27 protein-coding genes are annotated in these 24,942 nt (G+C 63.4%); 11 read left to right on the top strand and 16 right to left on the bottom strand.

The window, feature by feature from the left end:
* Positions 1 to 5: 5 nt before the first annotated feature.
* The 3 genes from GW587_RS12885 to GW587_RS12875 form a co-directional block, all read right to left on the bottom strand.
* Positions 6 to 515 (bottom strand): nuclear transport factor 2 family protein, encoded by a 510-nt coding sequence (locus tag GW587_RS12885; protein WP_166103279.1) that lies wholly within the window; start codon positions 513 to 515, stop codon positions 6 to 8.
* 186 nt (positions 516 to 701) lie between these two features.
* The gene (mqo, locus tag GW587_RS12880) at positions 702 to 2,405 is read right to left on the bottom strand and encodes a malate dehydrogenase (quinone) (RefSeq protein ID WP_166103277.1); all 1,704 of its coding nucleotides are present in this window, start codon (positions 2,403 to 2,405) and stop codon (positions 702 to 704) included.
* 21 nt (positions 2,406 to 2,426) lie between these two features.
* A complete protein-coding gene (locus GW587_RS12875; RefSeq protein WP_166103274.1) occupies positions 2,427 to 2,864 on the bottom strand; it encodes a MarR family winged helix-turn-helix transcriptional regulator in 438 nt (145 codons plus the stop codon).
* Between the two features lie 189 nt (positions 2,865 to 3,053).
* On the opposite strand from GW587_RS12875, the gene GW587_RS12870 reads away from it, so the two are divergent.
* The 3 genes from GW587_RS12870 to GW587_RS12860 are packed head-to-tail and all read left to right on the top strand — an operon-like array spanning position 3,054 to position 8,140.
* Entirely contained in the window at positions 3,054 to 3,815 is a 762-nt protein-coding gene (locus GW587_RS12870; RefSeq protein WP_166103272.1) for a peptidylprolyl isomerase, read from the top strand.
* 18 nt (positions 3,816 to 3,833) lie between these two features.
* Entirely contained in the window at positions 3,834 to 6,893 is a 3,060-nt protein-coding gene (locus GW587_RS12865; RefSeq protein ID WP_166103269.1) for a peptidase domain-containing ABC transporter, read from the top strand.
* The gene (locus tag GW587_RS12860; RefSeq protein ID WP_166103266.1) at positions 6,890 to 8,140 is read left to right on the top strand and encodes a sigma-54 interaction domain-containing protein; all 1,251 of its coding nucleotides are present in this window, start codon (positions 6,890 to 6,892) and stop codon (positions 8,138 to 8,140) included. Before GW587_RS12865 ends, GW587_RS12860 begins: the two co-directional genes overlap by 4 nt.
* 22 nt (positions 8,141 to 8,162) lie before the next feature.
* Here GW587_RS12860 and GW587_RS12855 read toward each other — a convergent pair whose 3' ends face one another.
* The 12 genes from GW587_RS12855 to GW587_RS12800 form a co-directional block, all read right to left on the bottom strand.
* Positions 8,163 to 8,927, bottom strand: a complete 765-nt coding sequence (locus GW587_RS12855; protein ID WP_166103263.1) for a PP2C family protein-serine/threonine phosphatase — start codon at positions 8,925 to 8,927, stop codon at positions 8,163 to 8,165.
* 27 nt (positions 8,928 to 8,954) lie between these two features.
* Complete coding sequence (locus GW587_RS12850; protein WP_166103260.1) at positions 8,955 to 9,242, bottom strand: hypothetical protein; 288 nt, start codon at positions 9,240 to 9,242, stop codon at positions 8,955 to 8,957.
* A gap of 56 nt (positions 9,243 to 9,298) precedes the next feature.
* A complete protein-coding gene (locus GW587_RS12845; RefSeq protein ID WP_166103258.1) occupies positions 9,299 to 9,562 on the bottom strand; it encodes a hypothetical protein in 264 nt (87 codons plus the stop codon).
* A 32-nt stretch (positions 9,563 to 9,594) separates the two neighbouring features.
* A complete protein-coding gene (locus GW587_RS12840; RefSeq protein ID WP_166103256.1) occupies positions 9,595 to 9,873 on the bottom strand; it encodes a hypothetical protein in 279 nt (92 codons plus the stop codon).
* Between the two features lie 290 nt (positions 9,874 to 10,163).
* Positions 10,164 to 10,349, bottom strand: coding sequence for a hypothetical protein (locus GW587_RS12835; protein ID WP_166103253.1), 186 nt, complete (start codon positions 10,347 to 10,349; stop codon positions 10,164 to 10,166).
* 144 nt (positions 10,350 to 10,493) lie between these two features.
* Positions 10,494 to 10,769, bottom strand: a complete 276-nt coding sequence (locus GW587_RS12830; protein ID WP_166103251.1) for a hypothetical protein — start codon at positions 10,767 to 10,769, stop codon at positions 10,494 to 10,496.
* 42 nt (positions 10,770 to 10,811) lie between these two features.
* A complete protein-coding gene (locus GW587_RS12825; protein ID WP_166103248.1) occupies positions 10,812 to 11,060 on the bottom strand; it encodes a hypothetical protein in 249 nt (82 codons plus the stop codon).
* Between the two features lie 31 nt (positions 11,061 to 11,091).
* On the bottom strand, positions 11,092 to 11,367 hold the full coding sequence (locus GW587_RS12820) for a hypothetical protein (RefSeq protein ID WP_166103246.1): 276 nt from the start codon (positions 11,365 to 11,367) through the stop codon (positions 11,092 to 11,094).
* A gap of 322 nt (positions 11,368 to 11,689) precedes the next feature.
* Positions 11,690 to 11,965: a hypothetical protein gene (locus tag GW587_RS12815; RefSeq protein ID WP_166103243.1), complete on the bottom strand. Its 276-nt coding sequence runs from the start codon at positions 11,963 to 11,965 to the stop codon at positions 11,690 to 11,692.
* A 35-nt stretch (positions 11,966 to 12,000) separates the two neighbouring features.
* Positions 12,001 to 12,279 carry a hypothetical protein gene (locus GW587_RS12810; protein WP_166103238.1) on the bottom strand — a complete coding sequence of 93 codons (279 nt, stop codon included), beginning with the start codon at positions 12,277 to 12,279 and terminating at the stop codon, positions 12,001 to 12,003.
* A 322-nt stretch (positions 12,280 to 12,601) separates the two neighbouring features.
* The gene (locus tag GW587_RS12805; protein WP_166103241.1) at positions 12,602 to 12,877 is read right to left on the bottom strand and encodes a hypothetical protein; all 276 of its coding nucleotides are present in this window, start codon (positions 12,875 to 12,877) and stop codon (positions 12,602 to 12,604) included.
* Positions 12,878 to 12,912: 35 nt separating this feature from the next.
* Positions 12,913 to 13,191: a hypothetical protein gene (locus GW587_RS12800; RefSeq protein WP_166103238.1), complete on the bottom strand. Its 279-nt coding sequence runs from the start codon at positions 13,189 to 13,191 to the stop codon at positions 12,913 to 12,915.
* 344 nt (positions 13,192 to 13,535) lie between these two features.
* On the opposite strand from GW587_RS12800, the gene GW587_RS12795 reads away from it, so the two are divergent.
* Positions 13,536 to 15,587: a serine/threonine protein kinase gene (locus GW587_RS12795; protein ID WP_166103236.1), complete on the top strand. Its 2,052-nt coding sequence runs from the start codon at positions 13,536 to 13,538 to the stop codon at positions 15,585 to 15,587.
* Between the two features lie 2 nt (positions 15,588 to 15,589).
* Here GW587_RS12795 and GW587_RS12790 read toward each other — a convergent pair whose 3' ends face one another.
* The gene (locus tag GW587_RS12790) at positions 15,590 to 16,762 is read right to left on the bottom strand and encodes a formylglycine-generating enzyme family protein (RefSeq protein ID WP_371875586.1); all 1,173 of its coding nucleotides are present in this window, start codon (positions 16,760 to 16,762) and stop codon (positions 15,590 to 15,592) included.
* Between the two features lie 152 nt (positions 16,763 to 16,914).
* Here GW587_RS12790 and GW587_RS12785 point away from each other — a divergent pair, with 152 nt between their 5' ends.
* The 7 genes from GW587_RS12785 to GW587_RS12755 are packed head-to-tail and all read left to right on the top strand — an operon-like array spanning position 16,915 to position 24,907.
* Positions 16,915 to 17,340 carry a DUF4399 domain-containing protein gene (locus GW587_RS12785; protein ID WP_166103233.1) on the top strand — a complete coding sequence of 142 codons (426 nt, stop codon included), beginning with the start codon at positions 16,915 to 16,917 and terminating at the stop codon, positions 17,338 to 17,340.
* A gap of 44 nt (positions 17,341 to 17,384) precedes the next feature.
* A complete protein-coding gene (locus tag GW587_RS12780; protein ID WP_166103231.1) occupies positions 17,385 to 17,807 on the top strand; it encodes a DUF4399 domain-containing protein in 423 nt (140 codons plus the stop codon).
* Between the two features lies 1 nt (position 17,808).
* Entirely contained in the window at positions 17,809 to 19,755 is a 1,947-nt protein-coding gene (locus GW587_RS12775; RefSeq protein ID WP_166103228.1) for an HD domain-containing phosphohydrolase, read from the top strand.
* Positions 19,731 to 21,146 carry an efflux transporter outer membrane subunit gene (locus tag GW587_RS12770; RefSeq protein WP_371875585.1) on the top strand — a complete coding sequence of 472 codons (1,416 nt, stop codon included), beginning with the start codon at positions 19,731 to 19,733 and terminating at the stop codon, positions 21,144 to 21,146. Before GW587_RS12775 ends, GW587_RS12770 begins: the two co-directional genes overlap by 25 nt.
* Positions 21,130 to 22,695 (top strand): FHA domain-containing protein, encoded by a 1,566-nt coding sequence (locus GW587_RS12765; RefSeq protein ID WP_166103223.1) that lies wholly within the window; start codon positions 21,130 to 21,132, stop codon positions 22,693 to 22,695. The genes GW587_RS12770 and GW587_RS12765 overlap by 17 nt, the downstream gene beginning before the upstream one ends.
* The gene (locus tag GW587_RS12760; protein WP_166103221.1) at positions 22,676 to 24,046 is read left to right on the top strand and encodes a beta-barrel domain-containing protein; all 1,371 of its coding nucleotides are present in this window, start codon (positions 22,676 to 22,678) and stop codon (positions 24,044 to 24,046) included. Before GW587_RS12765 ends, GW587_RS12760 begins: the two co-directional genes overlap by 20 nt.
* A gap of 48 nt (positions 24,047 to 24,094) precedes the next feature.
* Positions 24,095 to 24,907 carry a hypothetical protein gene (locus GW587_RS12755; RefSeq protein WP_166103218.1) on the top strand — a complete coding sequence of 271 codons (813 nt, stop codon included), beginning with the start codon at positions 24,095 to 24,097 and terminating at the stop codon, positions 24,905 to 24,907.
* The last annotated feature ends 35 nt before the right edge of the window (positions 24,908 to 24,942 follow it).

Genomic DNA, 24,942 nt, shown 5'->3' with positions numbered 1-24,942 from the left:
AATGGCTATTTGGCTGGATTGGTTTTCAGGGACAGCACGCTGCCGTTGGCCGAGTACTGCATCCGGCGCGTCATGGACTTCGACAGCCGCCACGTGCCGGCGGTCTGGGTCCAGGTGTCGTCGGAGGTGGCGGCCAGTTCGAACGTCATTTTTTTACCGAGCAGGCTTTTGGTCGTCGTCACCAGCAAGCGCTGCACCACGTGCGCGGTCGCGCCGTCCAGCGTCAACGACACGACGGTGCTGTCGAGCTTTCTGTTGCCGTCCTCGGGGAGCGCGCCGATCTCCTCGAGTAACTTTCCGGCGGACCGTGGCTTGCCGGCGACGTCCTCGCCGTCGAAGTCGGGCGTCAGCATGGCGCTGACTTCGGCGGTGTTCCGCGCGTTCATCGCCGCATTGAATTTGGCGTACAGCGCGGCGAAGGTCGTGGCGGTGGCGGAAGCGTCGTCGGCGCCATGCGCGGTCAGGCAAAGGATGGACAACAGACAGGCCAGCGCGGCGTTTTTTACAGGCGTCATGATGGGGGGCGGCACCGCTGGCGGCATCCGCTGTTGCAGGGATCAGGCTTGCAGTCTAGCCGGCCGTTTCCGCGCAAAGCCCCCCAATACGGGGGGCTGCGCCTTCGACGCACGGAAAGCAAAAAGCTCGCCGAAGCGAGCTTTTATAGGCGGGGCGGTGGCCGCCCCTCTCTGCCGTGCGGCGCGCTACAGCGCGATATCCGGCACTTTTTTCGGTTCGACCGGTTGCCCGACGGGAGCGCTGCCTGCGACGACTCCCTCCAGACTCGGCGATGCTATCGCGAGTTGCAAGGTTTCGGCGGTGGTCGCCCACGTCGTCGCCAGCAGCTCCGGGTTCTCGTTGAGCTTTTTGCCATAAGATGGCACGATCTCGCGAATCTTGGACTGCCAGGCCTCGGACTTGACGCGATCCGGGAAGACCTTCTCCAGCAGCGACAACATGATCGCCGGCGAGGTGGAGCCGCCCGGCGACGCGCCCAGCAACGCGGACACCGAGCGATCCGCCGACACCACGACCTCAGTGCCCAGCTTCAGCACGCCGCCCTTGTCGGGCATGTTCTTGATGATCTGCACGCGCTGGCCGGCTTGCCACAAGCGCCAATCCTCGTCCTTCGCTTCCGGCATGTAGCGGCGCAACGCCGCCATCTTGTCTTCCCGCGACAACTCCAATTGCTGCGCGAGATACTTCACCAGCGCAAACTCGTGGGCGCCGACTTGAAGTTGCGGAATGATATTGGACGGCGTGGTGGCCTTCGCGATGTCGAAATACGAGCCATTCTTGAGGAATTTCGTCGACCAGGTGGCGAACGGGCCGAACAGCAGCACGGTCTTGCCATCCAGCACACGGGTATCCAGATGCGGCACCGACATCGGCGGCGAACCGGTATCCGCCAAGCCGTAGACCTTGGCCAGGTGGCGCGAGGTGATGGCGGGATTATCCGTCACCAGGAACTCGCCGCCGACCGGGAAGCCGCCATATTGCTTCGCTTCAGGAATGCCGGACAACTGCAGCAGCGGCAAGGCGGCGCCGCCGGCGCCGATGAAGATGTGGCGCGCATCGATGGTCTGGATCTTCGAGCTGTCCTTGATGTCGAACGCCGACACGCGCCAGGAGCCGTCGCCGTTGCGCGTGATCGAGCGCACTTCGTGGCCGGTGGTAATCTGGCTTCCCGCCTGGCGCAGATGCTGGTAGAACTGGCGGGTGATCGAGCCCAGGTTGACGTCGGTGCCGAGCGGCGAACGGGTGGCGGTCACCATCTCGTCCGGCTTGCGTCCCTCCATCATGATCGGAACCCATTCGGTGATCTTGGCCGGATCGGTGGTCATTTCCATGCCGGCGAACAGCGGCGATGCCTTCAACGCGGCGACGCGCTTGCGGATGAACTCGCGGTTCTCCTTGCCGAACACCAGATTCATATGCGGCGTCGAATTGATGAATTCACGCGGATTGCCCAGCACGCCCTTGCGCACCTGATGCGACCAGAACTGGCGCGAGATCTGGAAGTTCTCGTTGATGCCGATCGCCTGGGTGATATGCACTTCGCCCTTGTCGTCCATCGGCGTGTAGTTGAGTTCGCAGAGCGCCGAGTGTCCGGTGCCGGCGTTGTTCCAGCCGTTCGAACTTTCCTCCGCAACTTTATCCAGGCGTTCGAACACTTCGAAGGTCCACTTGGGTTCCAGCTCGGACAGATAGACACCGAGCGTCGCGCTCATGATGCCGCCGCCGATCAGCAGCACGTCGACCGAGCGATCCGCCTTGTCGGCACGGAACTGGCCGCCGAAGAATACCGAGTACCCGCCCCATACGGCAGCAGCGCCCACGGCGGCTCCGATAAACTTGCGTCGGGAGAAGCGCTTGCCGCCTGCTGTGTTGTTATTTGCTTGACTCATGGGGATTACCTTCAGAAGAAACTACTGTTTTGCGTTGATTAAGATTTTTTCCAACGCTTGTTTGAACGCCACTGCTTCCTGTTCGCTGAACCCGGTCAACAGCTTCCCATAGACCTGGTTGATGCCCTCGGTGATCGGCTGGTACAGCGCCGCGCCTTTCTCGGTGAGGGTGACATTGACTTGACGGCGGTCGACCAGGTCCCGCTCCTTGCGGATGATGTCCTTGGCCTCCAGCCGATCGAGCAACCGCGACATGGGACCGGCCTCGATCCCGGCCAGCTGGCAAAACTCGTTGACGGTCCGTGCGTTTCCCCGCATCGCGTTGATCACCACGACAAATTGCGACGCGGTCAGGTCGAGCGGCTGCATCTCTTTATCCAACGCCGAGAAAAGCGCATTGCGGACCTGGTTGATCAGGTAGCCGAATTGCCCGTTTTGCAGCTCTTTAAGTGTTTGCATGGGTTGAATTATATTTGCTTAGGCAAATATAATCAAGCCCGCCACGCGCAACAGGCAAGCGGTTGCGATGGATTGCCGCGCGCGATTGCATTTCACGCGCGACCGTATACGCTGTGAATTGGTCGCAGGCCCGGCGTGGCCTGCACACAAGCAACCCAGCATTGCATTGGCGCGAACCAGGGAGGCACCATGACAGCGATTGTGCGCATCGACGACGAAGTCATCGACACCGACAGTTTCATCCGGACGCTCAAGCTCAGCGGGCAGTTCGAGGGCCTGATCGAACAGCTGGTGCGCGACAAGCTGACAGTGCGGGCCGCGAAGAAACAGGGCTTGCAGCTGTCCCCCGATGCGGTCCAGGAGCGCGCCGACCAGTTCCGCCGCAGCCAGGGCCTGCACCGCGCCGCCGACATGAATCATTACCTCGACATACTTGGCGTCACGCTCGACGAATTCGAACTTTTCATCACCGACGGTTTGTACCAGGAAAAAATGATGGCCATCGTCTGCAGCGATGCGGCGGTCGAACAATATTTCAAACTCAACTCGCCCAAATTCGACAGCGTCGAAGTGAGCCATATCGTGCTCGATACGGAAGGCAAGGCGAAGGAGATGATGTCGGTGCTGGCCGACGACCCCGACAGCTTCGCCGAGATGGCGCGCGAACACTCGATCGGCGATGCCCGCGAGCGCGGCGGAATGATCGGCAAAATCCTGCGCGGCTCGCTCAAGGCCGACATCGAGGCGCGCGTGTTCAACGCGGTCGCGGGCGAGCTGCTCGGCCCCTTCGCCTCGCCCGACCGCTCGTTCTACGAAATCTTCGCCGTCAACGCGAAGTGTCCCGCCACGCTCGATGAGGACACCTCCGCCGAAATCCGCCGGCTGCTGCGCGAGGGCTGGTTGCAGGCACGCGCGCAGGAGCACCTGATCGAAGCCTGCCCGGCCAGGTAATCCCGGCGGCGCCCAGACATGGACCCACTACCGCAAACCCACCCTGTCGCCGAGTTCCTGGCGACGGTGGAAATCCTGTCGCCCTTCACACCCGACGAACTGGCGCGGATCGCCGATGCGGCCGAATCGCGTTTCTACGCCTTCGGCGACACCATTTGCAAGGCGGGCGAAGCGGCGGCCGGACTGTATGTGATCCGCTCCGGTTCCGTACGCGTATTCAGCGACGAGCACGGCAAGGAAGCGAGCATGGGCGTGCGCAAGGCCGGCGAAGTGTTTGCCGAGATCGCCATGCTGCGCGACCATCAACATGAAGTGTCGGCGCGCGCCTCGGTGAAGACCGAATTGCTGTTCATCGCCCGATCCGCGTTCGAACCGGAGCTGGCCCGCAATCCGGTCGCCTTGCAATTCATCAGCAATTACGTCGCGATCAGTTCGGCCGGCGGTCTGGTGGCGCGCCTGTTCGACCTGCGCGGCAAGGTGAGCCAGTCGGAACTCGAGGAGTTCGTGCGCAGCGTCGGCGTCAAGCGCATTGCGGCGGGAAAGGAAATCCTGCAACAGGACTCGCGCGACGATCGCCGCCTGTATGTGGTGCGGCAAGGGCAAGTGCGGGTGGTCTACCACGACGCCGGCAGCGAGTACGTGCTGGCCACGCTGGGTCCGGGTGAAATCTTCGGCGAGAAGGCATGCCTGATGCGCCAGGAACAGATGGCGTCCGTGGTCGCCACCACCGACACCACCTTGCTGGTGTTGCCGGAAAAGACCGCGCACGTCATCCTGGAACGCAACGAGAAGCTGCGCGAGGTGATCGAGGAGCGCATCCGCTTCGTCGAGCGCGAGCTGCACCGGCAAAAAAGACTGGCCGAACGGCGCAAGCGGCCATTGCTGCTCGACCTGCAATCGACGCCAGAGGGCGACGAAAAAATCCTCAAGCGCTTCGCGCTGGTCGAACAAGCCGAGGAAATGGATTGCGGCGCGGCCTGCCTTGCCATGCTGTGCCGGCATTACGGCATCAACATGACCTTGGGCAAACTGCGCGAACTGGCCAACGTCACGACTCAGGGCGCCACGCTCGACAGCCTGGCGCGCGCCGGCGAGTCGCTCGGCTTCAGCACGCGCGGCGTGCAGTGCACCTTCGACGCCCTGAAGGGCTTCGAACTGCCGTTCATCATCCACTGGGAAGGCTACCACTACGTCGTGGTGTACGGCATCTCGGCGCGCCAGGTGTGGGTGGCCGATCCCGCCGTCGGCTTCAAGAAGATGAGCGTGGAGGAATTCGAGCGCGGCTGGAGCGGCACCTGCCTGGTCTTCACGCCGGGACAGGAAATGGTCCAGCTGACCGCCGCGCGTTCGCCCTGGCTGCGCTTCGTCGGCTACCTGGCGCCGTACAAGACCATCTTGTGGCATCTGTTCCTCGCCACCTTTGTCATCCAGATGCTGGGAATTGTTCCCCCCATGATCATCCAGAACATCCTCGACGGCGTGGTGGTGCACCACAATGTCAGCCTGCTGCACCTGCTGATCACCGGCCTGGTCATCGCCACCGTGTTCACCCAGCTGATGTCGACGGTACGCGCCCACCTCGCGAACTACATGGTGCGCAACCTCGACTTCTCCATGATGTCACAGTTCTTCAAGCATACGATGTCGCTGCCCTACTCCTTCTTCGCAAAACGAAAGACCGGCGACATCATGGCGCGGTTCCAGGAAAACCAGACCATCCGCGCCTTTCTGACGGAGTCGACCGTCACCACCGTGCTCAACCTGCTGATGGTGTTCATCTATTTCACCATCCTGTTCCTGTACAACGTCAAGCTGACGCTGCTGCTGATCGGCTTCGTGATTCCGATCATGGCGGTGACGGTGGTGGCCACGCCGCGCATCAAGGACTACGCGCGCGAAGTCTTCACCGCCTCGACCGACGCGCACTCGTTCCTGATGGAGGCGCTGGGCGGCATCGAGACCATCAAGGGCATGGGCAGCGAGCGGCCGGTGCGGCTGAAATGGGAGAAAAAATACGTCAAGGCGCTGGAGGTGCAGTACCGTTCGCAATCGTTCAATATCCTGGTCGGCCTGGGCAGCCAGCTGCTGCACGCCGCCACCACCATCGCGATCCTGTGGGTGGGCGCCGACCTGGTGCTGGCGCGCGAACTCTCGATCGGCCAGCTGATCGCGTTCAATGCGCTGATGGGCAGCGTGCTGGCGCCGCTGATGGGCCTGGTGGGCCTGTGGAGCCGTCTGGCCGACGCCACGGTGGCGATGGAACGGCTCGGCGACGTGCTGGACATCGAACCGGAGCAGAAACCGGCGGACCTGGCCTCGCGCGTGGTGCTGCCCGACCTGCAGGGCGAGATCAAGCTCGACGGCATGTACTTCCGCTACGGCGACGGCGATACGCCCTATGTGCTGGAAAACATCAGCGTCGACATCAGGCCGGGCGAACTGGTGGCGATCGTCGGCCGCAGCGGATCGGGCAAGACCACGCTGGCCAAATTGCTGGTCGGTTTCTATCCGCCCACCGAAGGCAAGATCATCATCGACGGCTACGATATGAGCGTGATCGACAAGGATTACTATCGCGCGCAGGTCGGCTACGTCATGCAGAGCAACCTGCTGTTTTCCGGCACCATCGCCGAAAACATCGCCAGCGGCGACGACAGCCCGGATCGGCGCCGCATCGAAGAAGTGGCGAAGATGGCGGACGCGCACGCCTTCATCAGCAAATTGCCGCTGGGGTACGAGCAAGTCGTCGGCGAACGCGGCGTCGGCCTGTCCGGCGGCCAGGTTCAGCGGCTGTGCATCGCCCGCGCGCTCTATCACGATCCGCGTCTGCTGGTGTTCGACGAGGCCACCTCCGCGCTAGATACCCAGTCGGAGAGCAACATCATCGGCAACATGCAGGCAATCCTGGAGGGCCGCACCGCGGTCATCATCGCGCACCGGCTCAGCACCATCATGCGGGCCGACAAGATCATCGTGCTGTACGAAGGTGCGATCGCCGAAATGGGACGCCATGAGGAATTGCTGGAACGGCGCGGCATGTATTATGAACTGGTGCAGAAGCAATTGAGCGCGGCATGAAACTGTTCAACCAAGGCATTCCCCGTGGTTCCGCGATGTCGTATGCGGCGCTGCTTGAAAAGATTGAAATCCTGCGCTCGACCTTGCGCTGGGCCACGACGCTGCAACGCGACGATATCGAGAAGCTGCTGCGCCAGGCCAACGTGCTGCGCGACGATGTGATGCAGCTGTCGCACAAGGAGCGCTTCGTGCAGGCGGTCGGCGCCGAGCCGGGGCCGGCGAAGTCCACCGGGGAGCGGCGCCAGGCGCTGCTGGCGCGCAGCTTTGTGTTCGAAGGAACGTTCGGCGACAACCCCAGGTTGCTCGATGCGCTCGAGATCGCCGAAAAAGCCGCGCCCACCGATCTGCCGGTGCTGGTCGACGGCGAAAGCGGCACCGGCAAGGAACTGATGGCGAAGGTCATACACGCCAACGGCTCGCGCGCGGACAAGCCCTACATCTCGGTCAACTGCGGCGCCATCCCCGACAGCCTGCTCGAGTCCGAGCTGTTCGGGCACAAGAAAGGCGCGTTCACGGGCGCCGCGACCGATCGGCGGGGCAAGTTCGAGAGCGCCCACCACGGCACCATTTTCCTCGACGAGATCGGCGAGCTGCCCTTGCCGGGACAAGTCAAGCTGCTGCGGGTGCTGCAATCGCACGAGATCCAGCGAGTGGGCTCGGACGAAACCATATCGGTCGATACCCGGATCGTGGCGGCGACCAACAAGAACTTGCGCCGCCTGATCGAGCAAGGGCTGTTTCGCGAAGACCTGTTCTACCGGCTCAGCGTCATCCATCTCACCCTGCCGCCGCTGCGCGAGCGCAAGGATGAGATCCCCTTGCTGATCGCGTATTACTGCGACGAGGCGGCCGAAGCGCTGAAGCGCCGGCCGGTCAAGACCACGGCGCGGCTGCGGGACTTCCTGCTCGGCTACGCTTATCCGGGCAACATCCGCGAACTGCGCAACATCGTGTACCGCATGTCATGCCTTGCCGGCGAGACTGCGGACTTGTCGCATCTTCCCGAGGATATCCGCCCGGCCGCCGCACGTGGGCAGGTGCAGCCTGCCGCCGTCGCCCTGTCAATGAGCGAAGCGAAGCGCATCGCCAGCGACGAAGCGGAGCGCGCCTGCCTGGAACGGGGGCTGCAGGAAACCAGCGGCGCGGTCGCGGAGCTGGCGCGCCGCTGGGAGATGAATCGCTCGCACCTGCAGATCCTACTGAAAAAGCACGGCATGCATTCGAAGGATTTTCGCAAGGAGGCCTAGCCGCAAGCCGGCCGCCGATGGTTCACAGCGCCGGATTGAGCATCGTCTTGTCGCTGCAGACGTCGTCCGCCCGCGCGACCACCACCGAGATGTTGTCGCGCCCGCCATTCGCCAGTGCCTTGGCGATCAGCTCGGCCACCGCCGCGCCACAATCGCCTGTGGCCAGCGCGTCGGCGATGCCTTGCTCGTTCACCGGATTGCTGAGGCCGTCGCTACACAACAGGAACAGATCGCCATCGCGCACCGGCAAGCTACCATGTTCGATATCGATGGTGTCGGCGGCGCCCAGCGCCCGGGTGATACCGTTCGGCACCGGCGCATCGGCACGCAGCGCGGCGCCGCGCGCCCTGAGTTCCTCGGCCTGGCTGTGATCCCGGGTCAGCTGCTGCAACCGTCCGTTGCGATACAGGTAGATGCGGCTGTCTCCGGCCCACAGGTATCCCGCTTCGCCCCCGTACGCGAGCAGGACCACGACGGTGCTGCCCATCATCGTGACCTTGCGCGCCGCCGCCTCCGCGCGCAATTGTCCATTCACCGAGCGCAGCTGCTCAAGCGCAACGGCGATCGATTGCCGCAGGCCGGCCGGGCCGGCGGCCGGCAAGGTGTCGAGTGCGGCGATCACCATGCGGCTGGCGACATCGCCGTAGGCGTGGCCGCCCATGCCATCGGCGACCGCCCACAAGCCGCGTGCCGCATGCTCCAGCAAGCAGTCTTCATTGCGGCTACGCACCAGTCCAATATCGGTGCGTGCCGCCGACGTCCAGCGAAATTCGGGCTCGAATGTCATCCTCTGGCCTCGCGATCCGCTTGCCCCCTACTGCGGCTGAAAGCGATTGTTTACACTGCTTTCGTCGACCTTGACGGCGACGTCGGCATTCGATCCGGTGTTGAGCACCGAAACCATTTGGTACTGGTTGATCATCTGGTCCGCGTAATTATTGATCTGGTAGAAATTCACCACCGGCGCAAAGCTCGGCGCATCGGAGAACGGCGTGATCCAGCCGTAGACCCAGGGTGCGCCGCCGGCGCCGCGCAAGCGCGACATCGCCTGGCGGTCCAGGTCGCGATTGACGGATAGGTCGTTGATCGTAATGGTAGCCATATTGAACTCCCTCGCGTCGGCAGGAAAAAATGGAGGCCTGGGCAGGCCTCCTCAGTTTAGAACATCTTTGGGATGACTGCGCTGTTGAATCCTGTCTGCGCGGCCGCCAGGTTGACGGTCGGGCCGGTAAAGCCGGCGCCGATCGAACCGTTGTTGTTCAACACGTTGAGGTCCACGTCCTGAACCTGCACCAGGCTCTGGTTGATTTTCAGGTCGACGCTCACATCGCGTGCCCAGCCGTGGCCGCCGCGTACGGCGCACATTGCATGCTGGTCGAGGTCGGTCGTGCATGGCAGATCGTTCAGTGTAATGAGGGACATGATCATTCTCCTTTGGGTTAGCGGTGCGCGCATCACAGGCGGACGATGTTGTTCTGGCCGTTCTGCGACGTGGTATTGGTCGCGTGCACGCCGTCCAGGAATGCCGAGCCGTTGGCGGTGGCGGTCACGACGCTTTGCATTTGGACCAGCTCTTGCGTGGCGTGGATCGACGCATCGAAGCTTGGCGCGTAGGTCAGATCGCCGAGTTTGTAGTAAGGCGAGTTCATCGCGAAGCCGCCGCGGACAGTTGTCATGGCCTTCGCGTCCAGCGCTTCGTTGCGGGCCAGGTCTTTGATGAGGATGGTTTTCATGGTGATGCTCCTTAGGTTTGAGGTTGGTTGTCGAGGCATTTCAGTGCGCTCGCTTACCATTCAGCAGAAACCGTGCCACTCTCCCCTGCACCACGCAAACCTTTGAATTTCAAGGCTATTCTCGAATATCCCGGCTAGGCGACGAAGGATGACGGCGGCGGGAAGTTGGGACGGGTCCAACAGAAATTGAGTGACTGTTCGGCCGTGTGCAACTCCGCATGTGGTGCCGGCCATGGAAGCAAAAACGCCGTCCAGTGTGAACAGGACGGCGTGTGGGAGACGGTCATTGATTACTTCGGCGGCGGCCGTCTGGGCGTCGCCTTGGGCGCGATATTGACCAGGCGATTGATGCGCAAGGCATCGCGCCGCGTGACCGCTGCGCCCACTCGGAAGCGCGAGCCGCCGGAAATCTCCAGCATCGCCTGCCGGTCGAGTTCAACGTTTTCCTGCAAATCCTTGATGACGATAATTCCCATGATGACTCCTCCAAAGGCAATGGTCCGGCCGAGCCATTGGATGGCGTGGCCGGACCGTTGAGAACACGATCAGATAACATGGTAATCCTCGTGCCGCGCGACGCAAGCACCGAAGGCCCGCAAGCCTTCGGCGCCGCGCCGTCATCAGCCGAAGATGTTGTTCTGACCGGACTGCGACGTGGTGTTGGTCGCATGCACGCCGTCCAGGAAGGCCGAGCCGTTGGCGACGGCGTTGGTGACGTTCTGCATCTGCGCCAGGTTCTGGGTGGCGTGAATCGAAGAGTCATACGAAGGTGCGTACGACACATCACCGATCGTGTATTTCGGCGAATGCATCGACCAGCCGCCGCGCACTGCAGCCATTGCTTTGCCGTCCAGTTCTTCGGTACGGGCCAGGTCTTTGATGGTCAGGGATTTCATGGTATTTCTCCTTAAAGGGGCTTCAACGGCAGCGGTTAAAAATCAGAGGGCATGTCCGGACTTCCATTCTGCGGCGGCGTACTGCACATCGTAGCCGCCGAACGAGGCGCCGATGACGCCATTGTTGTTGAGCACGTTGACGCCCACTTGCTGCACCTGCATGAACTGCTGGTTGAGTGCGACGTTGACGTTCACGTCCGGCACGAAGCCGGCGCCGCCGCGCACCGACGACATCGTGGCCTGGTCCAGCGCAGTGCTGCGCGATAAATCCTGAATCTTGATCGACGACATGGTGTTCTCCTTGAACGGTAAGCTGCGATGTTTAGCCGATGATGTTGTTCTGGCCGTTTTGCGAGGTGGTGTTGGTGGCGCTCACGCAATCCAAGAAGGCCGAGCCGTTGGCGACCGCGTTGGTGACGTTCTGCAATTGCGCCAGGTTCTGGGTGGCGTGGATCGAAGAGTCGTACGAAGGTGCATACGACACATCGCCGATCGTGTATTTCGGCGAGTTCATCGACCAGCCGCCGCGCACTGCAGCCATTGCTTTGCCGTCCAGTTCTTCGGTGCGGGCCAGGTCTTTGATGGTCAGGGATTTCATGGTGTTTCTCCTTAAAGGTTTGGTTTGGGTTGGTGAGCATTTCGTTGCGCTCACTGGGTATAGAGCAGCTACCGTGCCAGCTTGCCGCGCACCTCGCAAGCCATTGATTTAAAAAGAAAAGCGCAATAAACCATTGGTATTTTTTAACTTCCACCAGCGTCGGTGGTTCGGTGCAATCCAACTGTTTTTTAAGCGCTGTTGGGGCTTCCCCAACGCGGTGTCTTTCTTCCTCCGACTTCAATGACGAAGCCAAAAGGTCCAGCCCAGCCATCCGGAGATGGCTGGGCTGGACCTTTTGCGGTGCGAAGAATCGCGGCGCTGCTTAGCCGATGATGTTGTTCTGGCCGTTTTGCGAGGTCGTGTTGGTGGCGCTCACGCAATCCAGGAAAGCCGAGCCGTTGGCGACGGCGTTGGTGACGTTCTGCACCTGTCCCAGGCTTTGGCTGGCATGGATCGACGCATCGTAGCTCGGCGAATAATCCACGTTGCCCACTTTGAAGCCTGGCGCCTGCAGGCACCAGCCGCCGCGTACTGCTGCCATTGCTTTGCCGTCCAGTTCTTCGGTGCGGGCCAGGTCTTTGATGTTCAGGGTTATCATGATGGTTCTCCAATGTAGAAAAATAAGGTTCAGGCTCAAGCGCCGAAGATGTTGTTCTGGCCGGACTGCGACGTGGTGTTGGTCGCATGCACCCCGTCCAGGAAAGCCGAGCCGTTGGCGACCGCATTGGTGACGTTCTGCAACTGCGCCAGGTTCTGGGTGGCGTGAATCGAAGAGTCGTACGAAGGTGCATACGACACATCGCCGATCGTGTATTTCGGCGAGTTCATCGACCAGCCGCCGCGTACTGCAGCCATTGCTTTGCCGTCGAGTTCTTCGGTACGGGCCAGGTCTTTGATGGTCAGGGATTTCATGGTGTTTCTCCTTAAAGGTTTGGTTTGGGTTGGTGAGCATTTCGTTGCGCTCACAGGGTATAGAGCAGCTACCGTGCCAGCTTGCCGCGCACCTCGCAAGCCATTGATTTAAAAAGAAAAGCACAATAAACCATTAGTATTTTTTAACTTCCACCAGCGTGGGTGGTTCGGTGCAATCCAACTGTTTTTTAATCGCTGTTGGGGCTTCCCCAACGCGGTGTCTTTCTTCCTCCGACTTCAATGACGAAGCCAAAAGGTCCAGCCCAGCCATCCGGAGATGGCTGGGCTGGACCTTTTGCGGTGCGAAGAATCGCGGCGCTGCTTAGCCGATGATGTTGTTCTGGCCGTTTTGCGAGGTCGTGTTGGTGGCGCTCACGCAATCCAGGAAGGCCGAGCCGTTGGCGACGGCGTTGGTGACGTTCTGCACCTGTCCCAGGCTTTGGCTGGCATGGATCGACGCATCGTAGCTCGGCGAATAATCCACGTTGCCCACTTTGTAGCCTGGTGCCTGCATGCACCAGCCGCCGCGTACTGCTGCCATTGCTTTGCCGTCCAGTTCTTCGGTGCGGGCCAGGTCTTTGATGTTCAGGGTTTTCATGATGGTTCTCCAATGTAGAAAAATAAGGTTCAGGCTCAAGCGCCGAAGATGTTGTTCTGGCCGGACTGCGACGTGGTGTTGGTCGCATGCACCCCGTCCAGGAAAGCCGAGCCGTTGGCGACCGCATTGGTGACGTTCTGCAACTGCGCCAGGTTCTGGGTGGCGTGGATCGAAGAGTCGTACGAAGGTGCATACGACACATCGCCGATCGTGTATTTCGGCGAGTTCATCGACCAGCCGCCGCGTACTGCAGCCATTGCTTTGCCGTCGAGTTCTTCGGTACGGGCCAGGTCTTTGATGGTCAGGGATTTCATGGTGTTTCTCCTTAAAGGTTTGGTTTGGGTTGGTGAGCATTTCGTTGCGCTCACTGGACATACAGCAGGGACCATGCCAGCGCGCGCCAGGTGGCCATGCCGACTTTCAAACCATTGATTTTTAAGTGAAATGCATGACAGACATTGGCAAGCCGACACGCCGCTGATGGGTCGCGAGTACGGTCATTCCCAACTGTTTTTGGAGCACTGTTTGCCCGCTCCCAACTCCCGCGCCGCGTTACGCGCGGTGGTCCTTGATCATCATGGTTTTCATGCTAGTCTCAACAAAGTGTGTCGGGATTTGAATGCGCGAAGTCGTTGCACGGGAGGGGACCCGGGAAGAGATGGACAATCTTACTCATGCCATTCGCCAGCTACAAAGCGGCGCGTTGGGGCGCACGGAATTTTTTGTCGAACTGGACCGCGCGCTCGCGACAGCGCCCGGCAGCGCCGTGCGCCTGCTCGAGGTGCTCAGCCAGGAACAGGCGCGCCTGCCCTTGTCGCCCGAACTCTACGAGGAAGTGCAGCACCATATCGAACGGACGATGCGCGCACGCCAGCGGGCCGAAGGCGACGATACCTTCGTGCGGACCAAGCCCGTGGACCCGGCCGCCTTCTCGCCGTCGCCGCGCGACGATCCCGACGACCCGCAAAGCGAGCCGGAACGCATGAAGGCGGTCGGCGACACGCTCAACGGCCGCTTCGTGCTCGAGGAGTGCATCGGCTTCGGCGGCATGGGCACCGTGTACAAGGCGCTGGACCTGCGCAAGCTCGAAGCGTCCGACCGCAAGCCCTACATCGCCATCAAGGTGCTGAACGTCCAGTTCCGTGGACACCCGAAGTCGCTGATCGCGCTGCAACGCGAGGCGCGCAAGGCGCAAACACTGGCTCATCCCAACATCGTCTCGGTCTATGATTTCGACCGCGATGGTCAGGTGGTGTATCTGACGATGGAGTACCTGAGCGGCAAGTCGTTGAGCCAGATGTTGCGCGCGCCGAACTTCGCCGGCCTGCCGCTGGCCGAGGCCATGCGCATCGTCGACGGCATGGGCAAGGCGCTGGCCTACGCCCACGAACGCGGCTTCGTGCACTGCGACTTCAAGCCGGGCAACGTCATCGTCACCGACAAGAACGTGGTCAAGGTCATCGATTTCGGCATCGCGCGCGTGTTCCAGAAAGCCGAAGAAGAAGTCGACGTCACGGTGTTCGACCCCGGCAGCTTGGGCGCGCTCACGCCTGCCTACGCCAGCCCCGAAATGCTCGAGCACCGCGAACCCGATCCGCGCGACGACATCTACGCGCTGGCGTGCATCACCTACGAATTGCTGACCGGGCGCCATCCCTACAACCGGATGTCCGCACTGCAAGCGCGCGCCTCCGGCATGAAGCCCGCACCGCCCGCACAGATCGGACGGGCCGGCTGGCGCGCCCTGAAGTGCGGCCTGGCCCTGGACCGCGCCACCCGCACCCCGACCGTGGCACGCTTTGTGAAAGAAGTCACCGACCAGGATCACGGCAAGCGAAGATTGACGCTGGCGGCGTCAGTCGGCGGCGCATGCGTGCTCGCCCTGGCGGGCGTGGCGGCGTGGCGCGATCTCGGGCCGGAGCGCGGCGGCGATGCGTCGCGGGCATCGCCGCCCGCGCAGCAACAGTCGGCCCCGGCGGCGGACTCGACGCCGGCCAGCACATCGGCCCCGGTTGCCGCGTCGCCGATCCCGACCAGCGACGCCGTGGCCACGGCCTTGGCGGCGATACCCTGCTCCGCGCTGCTGGCATCGGCCAACGGCAGCGCGCTGCGCGTCGAGGGCTACCTGGCCAAGGATGCCAACCGCGCGCGCCTGCGCGAGACGCTGACGGCCATCCCCGGCGTATCGACGGTGGCGCTGGATGTGCAGCCGGTGACGGAACCAAGCTGTGGCGTCATCAGCACCTTGGGACCGTACTGGGTGGCTCACCGGCGCGCCGGCGGCGGCGCCAGCATCCGCCTGGCGGTTCCGAACGCGCGCCCCGGCAACGTGCTGACCGAGGGCGACGCGCTGATGGTCGACATCACCACCGCCGGCGCCGACTCGTTCGCCGCAGTCGACTATTTCGAGGCCGATGGCAATGTCGTGCATCTGCTGCCCAACACCAAGGCGCGCGACAACCGCGCCCCCGCTCGCTACACCGCCACCATCGGCGGCCTTGGCAACTGGATGATCGGTCCGCCTTTCGGCAACGAGATCGTCGCGCTGGTCACGACTGCGGCGCCCCTGTTCGACACCCTGCGTCCCGAGACCGAGCCCGGCGCCGACTACCTGCGCGCGCTGGAACAGCGCCTGGCGCGCGCGCGCAACGGCGGCGGCGACATTGCAGTCGACTTTGTGCAGATCAGCACCCGCGCACGCAAGCGCTGAACCTATCGGCTATCCCGCGCGACCCGAAAACCGTTCTGACTATGGCGCACGCTGGCATCGTATTTGAACCGCGACGACGACACCATATAGGCCGCGCCTTCCCGCCACGAGCCGCCGCGTATCACGCGCACGCTGCAAGCGGGCGCATCCCACGCCTTGGCGTCGGACGGCGCGTCCTTGTACGAGTTGTGCCAGCAATCGGCAACCCATTCCCACACGCTGCCGCTCATGTCATACAAGCCCCAGGGATTCGGCGCGAAGCTGCCCACCTTGCCCGGCGCTTCGGCACGCCACGGCGACCCGCAATCCTTGCAGTTCGCCTTGCCTGCGGCCATCTGCTCGCCCCACCAGTAGCGCGTGCTGGTACCGGCGCGCGCCGCATATTCCCACTCCGCCTCGGTCGCCAGGCGGTAGGGCTTGCCGCTTGTGGCCGCCAGCCATTTGATGTAGACCTGCGCGTCGTCCCAACTGACGTCGCGCACCGGCGCGGCCGGCGACGGATTGGATGCGGCGGACAAGCGCGGACAAGCATTGGCATCGGCGCAGGCATTCCACTGCGCCACCGTCACCTCGTATTTGCCGATCGCGAACGGCGCACGCACCGAGACCGCATGCGCCGGCTTCTCGCTCACGTCGCTCGAATTGCTGCCCATGGTGAACGATCCCGCGGGAATGGATAGCAGAACCGGGCAAGCGGGGCAATCGGTGATCTCGGCGCCCGCCTTCGCAGGCGGCGCTGAGGCGGCGACGGCCGGCGCGACAACGGCCGGCGCCGCCGCTTTCGCTTCGGGCTTGGACGCGGGAACTGGCGCCGGTTCGCGCGCGGCCGTTGCCGGCGGCGTCGCTGGACCGCTCGCCTTGTTGGCTGCGGCAGGCTCGGCCGGCGTCGCACCTTTTGCCCCGGCGGCGCGCAGGCGGTCGATGCGCGCCTGCGCCAGCGCGACGAATTTCCCTTTCGGATAGGACTTGAGATACGCCTCGTAATCGCTGGCGTGGGTGCTGTCCTTGATCGACTCCCAGAACGTCATTTCGAATTGCTCGGCGCTGTTTTTCGGCACCACGCCGGCAAGCAACACGGGACGCTCCAAGCGGCCGGACTGCCCGCCGGCAAAGGCGCCGTTCGATGGCGCGGCGGTTGCCAGCGCGATGCAAGCGATGAGAAATTTATGTGCCACGACCCGCTCCCGGTGACCGCTGCAATCACGACGAATACGCCTTGTGGTTTCATACGGAGTGTGGCAGATTTAGGTCTACACAGTCGCACGATGTAATGAAATTATTCACGCAAATGGTTCTTGCCCGCAGACACGCGGGGAAAGGCGCCGCTATGCGCAACAGGATCTTACAAGCTGCATTGCTGGCCGCGTTGCTGCCGGCCGTTCCGGTCTATTCGGCGCGCACGCCGGCGGCGGAAAACGCCCAGGTGTATTTCATCTGGCCGTCCGACGGCGCGGTGCTTAGCGGCGGAAAGTTCTGGGTGCGCATGGGCTTGCGCAACATGGGGGTCGCGCCGAAAGGGACGGATGTGGCGCGCACCGGCCACCACCACCTGATCATCGATGCCGACCCGCCGGCGATGGACGAGCCGATTCCGAACGATCGCAACCACCTGCATTTCGGCGCCGGCGAGACGGAGGCGCGGGTCGAACTGCCGCCTGGTAAACACACGCTGCAGTTGCTGCTTGGCGATATGAATCACATTCCGCACGATCCTCCGGTGCAGTCGAAGAAAATCACCATCACCGTGCTGTGAGGCCGGCTTCGATCAAAAACAAGCAGGAACGAAGGGAGCATTCGATGCGCAATTCACTCGCAGCCGCAGCCATCCTTGGCGTGTTGTGGTCCGGCGCCGCACTGTCCGCCGCCGACGCGCCGCCCAACGCCTACTGCTACATCGGCTGGCCCAGCGACGGCGAGGTGATCGCCGCCGGCAAGCCATTCAAGGTCTGGTTCGGCCTGCGCTACATGGGCGTGGCGCCGAAGGGCGTGGCGTTCAAGCACACTGGCCACCATCACCTGCTGATCGACACCGACCTGCCCAACGCCGACGAACCGATTCCGAACGACCGCCAGCACCTGCACTTCGGCGCCGGCGAAACGGAAACGATGCTTGAGCTGCCACCGGGAAAACACACCTTGCAGCTATTGCTTGGCGACGAGAACCACGTCCCGCACCATCCCTTCGTCAAGTCGAAGAAAATTACGATTACCGTGAGATGACATGGACACGCCACTGGCAATCGCAGCGACCGGCAGCGCCGTTTCAGCCTATCTGGAACTGATCGGCACCGCGTCGGCCAAGCCGGTCGTGCTTCCGCTGCACGACGAGGCGGTGGTCGGACGCGATCCGCAGGACGCGCTCGCGTCCGACAAATTCGTGTGCGTACCGGAAGAAACCATCAGCCGTCGCCACGCGCGCATCCGCCGCCGCGGCGCCTGCTACTTCATCGAAGACCTGCATTCGCGCAACGGCACCTTCGTACGCGGGCAGCGCCTCGCACCCGGCGCCTGGCACCCGCTGCACGATGGCGACGAACTGTCGCTGTCGTCGGCGCAGATGGTGTTCCATTCGCTGGTGATTCCCGCGCGCGACAGCATGCCGCCGGTGATCACCAGCTCGGTCGATGCGACCCGCTACGCCGCACCGCACGACGCCCCGGCCAGCGCCGCGCCGAGCGACCTGGAAATCTCCGTGCTGCGCTTGCATGCGATGGCGCAGGTGAGCATCGCACTGGGCGCCGTGACCGACCGCGCCACCCTGATCGAACGGATCATGAATTTCATCTTCGACCTGTTCCCGGCGGCCGAACGCGCCTTCATCCTGCTCAAGGAAAGCGAGCGCGACCCGCCGAAGCCGGTCGCCGCGCGGCGCCGCGACGGCAGCATGCAGGATCCGGCCACGATCCGCATCTCGCACACCATCGTCGACGAGGTGCTGAACAAGAAGCGCGCGATCCTGTCGACCGATACCCTGTCCGACCGCCACTATTCCTCGCAAGACTCGATCGTCGCCCAGGCCATCCTGAGCGTGATGTGCGTGCCGCTGATTATCGGCGACGAGGTCCTGGGCCTGATCCAGGTCGACACCTCGACCGACCCGTTCGCGTTCAGCGCCGCCGACCTGGAGATCCTGACCGGCGTGTGTGCCGAAACCGCCGTCGCACTGAAGAATTTTCAGCTCTACGCCGACATCAAGGGCTTGCTGGACGGCTTTGTCAGCGCCTCGGTGCAGGCGATCGAGGAACGCGACCCGGTCACCGCCGGCCATTCCTTCCGCGTCGCCGAATACGCCGACCGGCTCGCATGCGCGCTGGACCGCTCGGACGATCACGAGCTACGCCGCATCACCTTCACCCGCGAGCAACTGCGCGAAATCCACTACGCCGCCCTGCTGCATGACTTCGGCAAGGTGGGCGTACGCGAGCACATCTTGCGCAAGGAGAAGAAGCTGCATCAGGCCGACATGCGCCTGCTCGAACAGCGCTTCCGTTACGCCAGGTCGTGCCTGGAACGGCAGGCGTGGCGCGAGCTGGTACAGCAGCATCTGCGGGAACAGCTGGGGCTCGATGAATTCCGCCGGCGCAAGGACGGCATCGAGCGCGACCTGCGCATCGAAGCGGCGCGGCTCGACGCCTTCTTCGCCACGATAGTCGCCGCCAACGAACCCGCGATCTCGGCGGGCGCCGCCGCGCCGCAGCTGCGGCCGATCCGCGAGTATGCATGCCACCACGCCGATGGCGAACCGTTCCATCTGCTGGACGACGACGAACTGGCGGCCCTGAGCATCCCGCGCGGCTGCCTGACCCCCGACGAACGACGCCAGATCGAAGACCACGTGGTCGACTCCTATTCATTCCTGATCCTGATCCCCTGGACCCGCGAGCTGGCGGGCGTGCCGGCGATCGCCCATGGCCACCATGAAAAACTGGATGGCTCCGGCTACCCGATGGGACTGAAGGGTAGTCAGATCAGCATCCAGACCCGCATCCTCACCATCAGCGACATCTATGACGCCCTGACGGCGCGCGACCGCCCCTACAAGCAGGCGGTGCCGGCGGAACACGCGCTCGACCTGATGGATGCGGAATGCCGCGCCGGCCACCTCGACCCGCGCCTGTTCAAGGTGTTTGTCGATTCACGAGGATGGGAGCCGCCATGCGCCGCTTGAGCACGCCGATCGCCTTGTTTGCCGCAGCGCTGCTGGCCGGCTGCGCCGACGTCAGCCAGCAACCCTACCAGCAGCCCACGGTGCCCGCCAAGGCCGGCTGGTCGCAGAGCCAGGCGCGGCCGGTCTCGGCCAGCGACACCATCACGGTCGATTGGTGGAAGCAATTCCAGGATCCCTATCTGAACGGGCTGGTGGACCAGGCCGCCAACGGCAACTTCGACCTCAAGGTGCTGGCCGCGCGGATCGGCGTGGCGGGCGCCGAGATCGGCGAAGCGCGCGCCGGCGCCCTGCCGACGCTGGACGCCGGCGCCGGCGCCAGCTTCGAAAAAAGCACCGGCCAGAATTTCCGCAAGCAATACAATCTCGGCACCCAGGTCAACTGGGATATCGACATCTGGGGCAAGGTGGAAAAAGGCGTGCAGGCCCAGACCGCCGAATACCAGGCGACCGAAGCCGAATGGCGCGCCGGCTACCTGAAGCTGGCCGCCGACGTCGCCACCACCTATTTCCAGATCCTGCAATTCGACGAGCAGATCGACCAGCAGCAGAACACCCTGGCCAAGAGCGAGCAAATCCTGTCGACCTACCGGACGATGGGCGGAAGCGGCTTGCTGCCGCAGACGCGCGTGATGCAACAGGGAGCCGAGGTCAACCGGCTATCGAACGACCTGATCGAATTGCGCCGCCTGCGCGCACTGGCCGGCAACGCGCTGTCCACGCTGGTGGCGGTGCCGGCCGGCGACTTCGTCGTGCCCAAGGGCTACCTGCAGCGACGCGTGCAACTGCCGCTGGTGCCGGAGGGGCTGCCCTCGCAGCTGCTCAAGCGCCGGCCCGACATCGTCGCCGCCGAGTACCGGGTACTGGTCGCCTACGAGCTGGTCGGCCAGGCCAAGCTGGCGCAGCTGCCTTCGATCAGCATGACCGGCCACGGCGGCACGGCCAGCTTCGCGCTGGGCAGCCTGCTCAAGTCCTTCACCGTCGGCCTGCTGCCGAGCATCAACTTCCCGATCTTCGATCCCAGCGTCAAGGCCCGCATCAAGACCAGCGAGGCGCGCACCCAGGTCGCGGAACAGCAATATCGCGCCACCGTGATGGCCGCCTTCGAGGAAGTCGAAAACGCGCTGGTCAACCTCGATGCCCACCGGCGCCAGCGCACCGAATTGCAACAGCAGGCCGAGCAGCTGCGCACGGTGTCGGTTCAGATCGAGGCGCAGCTCAAGGAAGGGCTGGTGTCGCAGCTGGATGTGTTCGAGTCCGAGCGCTCCCTGCTGTCGGCCGAACTGGCCTTGCTGGCGAACCATCAGCAGATCCTGTCGGACACGGTGACGCTGTACAAGGCGCTGGGCGGCGGCTGGGCACCGGTAGATGTGCGCCATGCGTCCGGCGATTGACAGCGATGGCGGCCATGGGATCGCCGAGGCCAAGCCCGCCGGAGACCGGCAGCGCATGATCGTGCTCCAGCCCATCGTTCCGGCCGATCTCGCCGAGATCCGCATCGACGGCAGCCTGTTCGCGGTCGGCCGCAGCGAAGCGCCGTTCGACACCTACCCCGCCGAGGTCGTGGCCGATCTGTCGCGCCGTCATGCGCGCGTCTTCTGCGAAGGCGGCGCGGTCTATCTTGCCGACCTCGACAGCAAGAACGGCAGCACCGTCAACGGCGTGCCGCTGCGGCAAACCATCGCCCGTCTCGGCGACGGCGACGAAATCGGCTTCGGGCGCGCCCTGTCGTTCAGGTTGAAACTGGTGGACGGCGGACCGGCGCCGCCGCCGACGGCCACGCTCGCCAGCCTGATGCTGCTTCCCGAGTCGGACGAGCACGGGCTGCAGCCGATCATCGTCACCGAATTTCCCTTCCTGATCAGCAAGACCGACCATGCCTTCGCCCGCTACCAGGACAGCTTTCCCCACCAGGTGAATTACCTGTCGCGGCGCCACGCGCACATCTTCCTCCAGCAGGGCCAACCGCAGATCGAAGACCTCGGCAGCACCAACGGCACTTTCGTCGATGGTGTACGGCTGGACGAACATGCCGTCGCGCTGGCGGAGGGCAATATCATCGCGTTCGGCGGCCATCATTTCGTCTACCGGGTCAGCGCCCAATGGGACGACCCCACGGTGGATCCGACCGTGACGCGCTACGCCCGCGCGGCCGCGCCGGCCATCGATGCCGACAAGACCACCTTCGTCGCGGCGGCCGATTCATTCCTCGACATCTTCTGTGTCGAGCCGGCCCCGGAACCCGAGCGCGATGACAGCGCCGAGCCCGCCGCCAGCGCACCATCGCATCCCAAAGGACAGCACGCGACCTTCCTCGCGGAATTGAGATCGCTCCTCGGCGGCGCCGGCGGATGGGTGCAGCGGGTCGCGCTGGCCGCGCTGGCCGCGCTGGTCGTCGTGTCGCTGGCGATGTACGTCTCCGGTGCGCCGGAGCGCGACGCGCAGCAAATGCTCGCCGACGGCGACTATGCCAAGGCAGCCGTGATCGCCACGGAAGCCCTGGCGCGCGATCCGGACAACGCCGCGCTGCGCAACCTGTCGACGCAGGCGCAACTGAAAGCCAACGTCCCGGCATGGGGCGCGTTGCTGAAGTCCCGCCAATTCGACCGGGCGGCGGCGGTGGTGGCGCGCATGCGCCAGTCGGCGCGCCAGAACGGCGAACTGCAAGCGCTGGTGGACGAGCTGGCGTGGATCGGCGACATCGAGAAATTCGTCGACGCGCGCGGCGGCGCGCAGGCGGCGTCGGCCGGCGCGGCCGACGCCGCCCGCATCAAGCTGATACTCAAGCAATGGGACGACAACACCGAACAACATCAACGCGCGTTTTCCACCATCTCATCGTACGTACCCGAATATCGCGACATTTATGCCGGCACGCTCAGCCACGTGCGCAAGCTGGCCTTGTCCGCCGGAGGTCTCGACCATGAACAAAAGTCTCCTTAAACCATTGACGACGGCGCTGGAGGACCACAGCGCCGAAGGCATCTCGATCCTGACGGCCGAACCGTGGCGCTTCACGCGGGCGGTGGTCTACACCATGGTCGCACTGGTGCTGGTCGGGCTGGCCTGGTCCTTCTTCGGCCACGCCGACGTGCTGGTCACCGCGCCCGGCACGCTGGTGCCCGCGTCCGAAGTGCGGCGGCTGTATGCGCCGATCGACGGCGAGCTGTCCAGCATCTACATCGCCGAAGGGCAGCCCGTGCTCAAGGGCGACGTGGTGGCCAGGCTGTATGCGCGCGGCGCGATCGAAGCGGCCAAGAACGCGCTCGAAGCACGGCTCAGGCTTGAGGACGCGGAACGCGAATGGAAGGAGTTCCCCGAAAAGAAGGCACTAATGGAACGCCGGGCCGCCGCGCTCAAGGAAGCCACCGAAGTTGAAGCGCGCCAGCATCAACGGCGCCTGGCGGAAGGCACCAGCAAAGTCATCGCGGGCCAGCAAGCGCAAGTGCAGGAGGCGCGCACCAATATGGACGACGCCAAGCGCGCGCGCGACGCCGCCAAGGACGAGGCCGACAAGTACGCGCGTCTGTTCGCCATGTCCGGTGGCGGCGGCGTGTCGCAGTTGCAGGTCGAAGGCAAGAAGCAAGCACTGCTGGCCGCCGAAAACGCGATGCGCGTCGCACAAGCGCGCTTCAGCGAATTGAGCGCACGGCAAAGCCTCGAATTCACCCAAGCCAAGTCGCAGCTGGAGACCAGCGGGCAGGAGCTGACCAAATTGCGCTTGCAGTCCGAATCGGCGGACCGGGAAGTCGCCAACGCCGAGGACAAGCTCAAACTGCAAGTGCAGACGGCGCGGCTGGTGGCGGACGCCGCCGCGCGCATCAAGTTCGAGAACATCGACAAGGACAACTTCCTGCTGATCGTCGCCCCGGTGGACGGCGTGATCACCGACGTGACATCGACCCAGCCCGGCGACAAGATCCAGGCCAACTCGCCGCTGGGCGGCATCGCACCGAAAGACGCGCGGCCGATCCTGAAAATCGAGATCGCCGAAAACGACCGGGGATTCCTGCGCGAAGGATTGGCGGTGCAAATCAAATTCAACGCGTTTCCTTATCAACGCTATGGGCTGATCAAAGGAACCTTGCAATTCATTTCGCCGGCCACAAAGGTGTCGGCGCTCAGCAAACAGGCGGTGTATGAGGGACGCATCGCGCTACAGCAAGATCACTACCGCATCGGCGATACCTCCTACCCGCTACGCTACGGCATGGCCGCCGTGGCCGAGATCGTAGTGCGCGAGCGCCGCATGATCGATCTGGCCTTGGACCCCTTCAGGCAGATCGGCGGTTAGCGGTCCCAATGCGCGCCGAAACGGAGATGCCACCAGCTCCAAAACAGCGTGGTCCGCTACTACTACGCCGTTTTCGCGCTGCTGGTGATAGTGTTGACTGCGGCACGCGTATGGGGCAAGCTGCGCGAACTCCGAGACCCACCGGCGTCCCGCAATGCCAGTCTGTACACCGTTCGCATGAAGCGACGCGCCGAATTAGCGGCAGTAGGCGCGCTGTTGGCCTTCATCGTGCCATATTTTCAGCAAGGACTGGCCTTCGACCTGCTGGTCGCTGACCAGCGCCTGCAGCGTATTGGTCCCATCAAGGAAAAAATCAACGCCGCGCTCCCTCCTGATTTTTGCCAGGCCCTACCCTACCGTCAGCTGGGGTGCGCAGCCGTCGCCAAGGATCTCGACCTGCTCGGCCGGAAAATTGCGTACGGACCCGAAGCCGACGTGGCTACAATCGTCGACAGGCTGAGCAACACGCTGCTCAACGGGTTCAGGATCAAACAAGATGAAATGATCCACGGCGAACTCGTCGGCGTCGTCCAGAGTCTTCACAGCCTCGTCATTGAAGGCGGGATTCTGCCGGCGCTGCTGCCCTTCCTGCAACTATTGTCGCTGCTGTTTGCCGGCTACGCCTTCTCGTCCAAGGTCGCGTTGGCTTGGCACGAAGTCGATAAGGAGAAAGCCAGGCAGAAGAAAGCGAAGCAAGAAGAAGCCGAGAAGGCCGAAAAAGAAAAGGCGGCCGCCGACCTGGCAGCGGAGCAAGCAACTGCCTTGTCAAGTGCCGCAGCAGTCACACTCGGCGAGGCTACTGCCGTCGTCGACGATCACGAATTGCAAGCTGCGACGTCATCCCACCAAGAAAACCACTGACCGATCCGCGCCGCGAAAGGACCGGCCTTGGTGTG

The organism is Duganella aceris, from assembly GCF_011090165.1.
GTDB classification, from domain to species: Bacteria; Pseudomonadota; Gammaproteobacteria; order Burkholderiales; family Burkholderiaceae_D; genus Rugamonas; species Rugamonas aceris.
The sequence above is the reverse complement of the archived record's forward strand: the minus strand, read 5'-3'. Positions and strand labels throughout refer to the sequence as shown.

Bases quoted from the DNA above. Each gene is read 5' to 3' on its own strand.
- GW587_RS12885 (WP_166103279.1), bottom strand. From the start codon at position 515: ATGACGCCTGTAAAAAACGCCGCGCTGGCCTGTCTGTTGTCCATCCTT.
- mqo (WP_166103277.1), bottom strand. From the start codon at position 2,405: ATGAGTCAAGCAAATAACAACACAGCAGGCGGCAAGCGCTTCTCCCGA.
- GW587_RS12875 (WP_166103274.1), bottom strand. From the start codon at position 2,864: ATGCAAACACTTAAAGAGCTGCAAAACGGGCAATTCGGCTACCTGATC.
- GW587_RS12870 (WP_166103272.1), top strand. From the start codon at position 3,054: ATGACAGCGATTGTGCGCATCGACGACGAAGTCATCGACACCGACAGT.
- GW587_RS12865 (WP_166103269.1), top strand. From the start codon at position 3,834: ATGGACCCACTACCGCAAACCCACCCTGTCGCCGAGTTCCTGGCGACG.
- GW587_RS12860 (WP_166103266.1), top strand. From the start codon at position 6,890: ATGAAACTGTTCAACCAAGGCATTCCCCGTGGTTCCGCGATGTCGTAT.
- GW587_RS12855 (WP_166103263.1), bottom strand. From the start codon at position 8,927: ATGACATTCGAGCCCGAATTTCGCTGGACGTCGGCGGCACGCACCGAT.
- GW587_RS12850 (WP_166103260.1), bottom strand. From the start codon at position 9,242: ATGGCTACCATTACGATCAACGACCTATCCGTCAATCGCGACCTGGAC.
- GW587_RS12845 (WP_166103258.1), bottom strand. From the start codon at position 9,562: ATGTCCCTCATTACACTGAACGATCTGCCATGCACGACCGACCTCGAC.
- GW587_RS12840 (WP_166103256.1), bottom strand. From the start codon at position 9,873: ATGAAAACCATCCTCATCAAAGACCTGGCCCGCAACGAAGCGCTGGAC.
- GW587_RS12835 (WP_166103253.1), bottom strand. From the start codon at position 10,349: ATGGGAATTATCGTCATCAAGGATTTGCAGGAAAACGTTGAACTCGAC.
- GW587_RS12830 (WP_166103251.1), bottom strand. From the start codon at position 10,769: ATGAAATCCCTGACCATCAAAGACCTGGCCCGTACCGAAGAACTGGAC.
- GW587_RS12825 (WP_166103248.1), bottom strand. From the start codon at position 11,060: ATGTCGTCGATCAAGATTCAGGATTTATCGCGCAGCACTGCGCTGGAC.
- GW587_RS12820 (WP_166103246.1), bottom strand. From the start codon at position 11,367: ATGAAATCCCTGACCATCAAAGACCTGGCCCGCACCGAAGAACTGGAC.
- GW587_RS12815 (WP_166103243.1), bottom strand. From the start codon at position 11,965: ATGATAACCCTGAACATCAAAGACCTGGCCCGCACCGAAGAACTGGAC.
- GW587_RS12810 (WP_166103238.1), bottom strand. From the start codon at position 12,279: ATGAAATCCCTGACCATCAAAGACCTGGCCCGTACCGAAGAACTCGAC.
- GW587_RS12805 (WP_166103241.1), bottom strand. From the start codon at position 12,877: ATGAAAACCCTGAACATCAAAGACCTGGCCCGCACCGAAGAACTGGAC.
- GW587_RS12800 (WP_166103238.1), bottom strand. From the start codon at position 13,191: ATGAAATCCCTGACCATCAAAGACCTGGCCCGTACCGAAGAACTCGAC.
- GW587_RS12795 (WP_166103236.1), top strand. From the start codon at position 13,536: ATGGACAATCTTACTCATGCCATTCGCCAGCTACAAAGCGGCGCGTTG.
- GW587_RS12785 (WP_166103233.1), top strand. From the start codon at position 16,915: ATGCGCAACAGGATCTTACAAGCTGCATTGCTGGCCGCGTTGCTGCCG.
- GW587_RS12780 (WP_166103231.1), top strand. From the start codon at position 17,385: ATGCGCAATTCACTCGCAGCCGCAGCCATCCTTGGCGTGTTGTGGTCC.
- GW587_RS12775 (WP_166103228.1), top strand. From the start codon at position 17,809: ATGGACACGCCACTGGCAATCGCAGCGACCGGCAGCGCCGTTTCAGCC.
- GW587_RS12770 (WP_371875585.1), top strand. From the start codon at position 19,731: ATGGGAGCCGCCATGCGCCGCTTGAGCACGCCGATCGCCTTGTTTGCC.
- GW587_RS12765 (WP_166103223.1), top strand. From the start codon at position 21,130: ATGCGTCCGGCGATTGACAGCGATGGCGGCCATGGGATCGCCGAGGCC.
- GW587_RS12760 (WP_166103221.1), top strand. From the start codon at position 22,676: ATGAACAAAAGTCTCCTTAAACCATTGACGACGGCGCTGGAGGACCAC.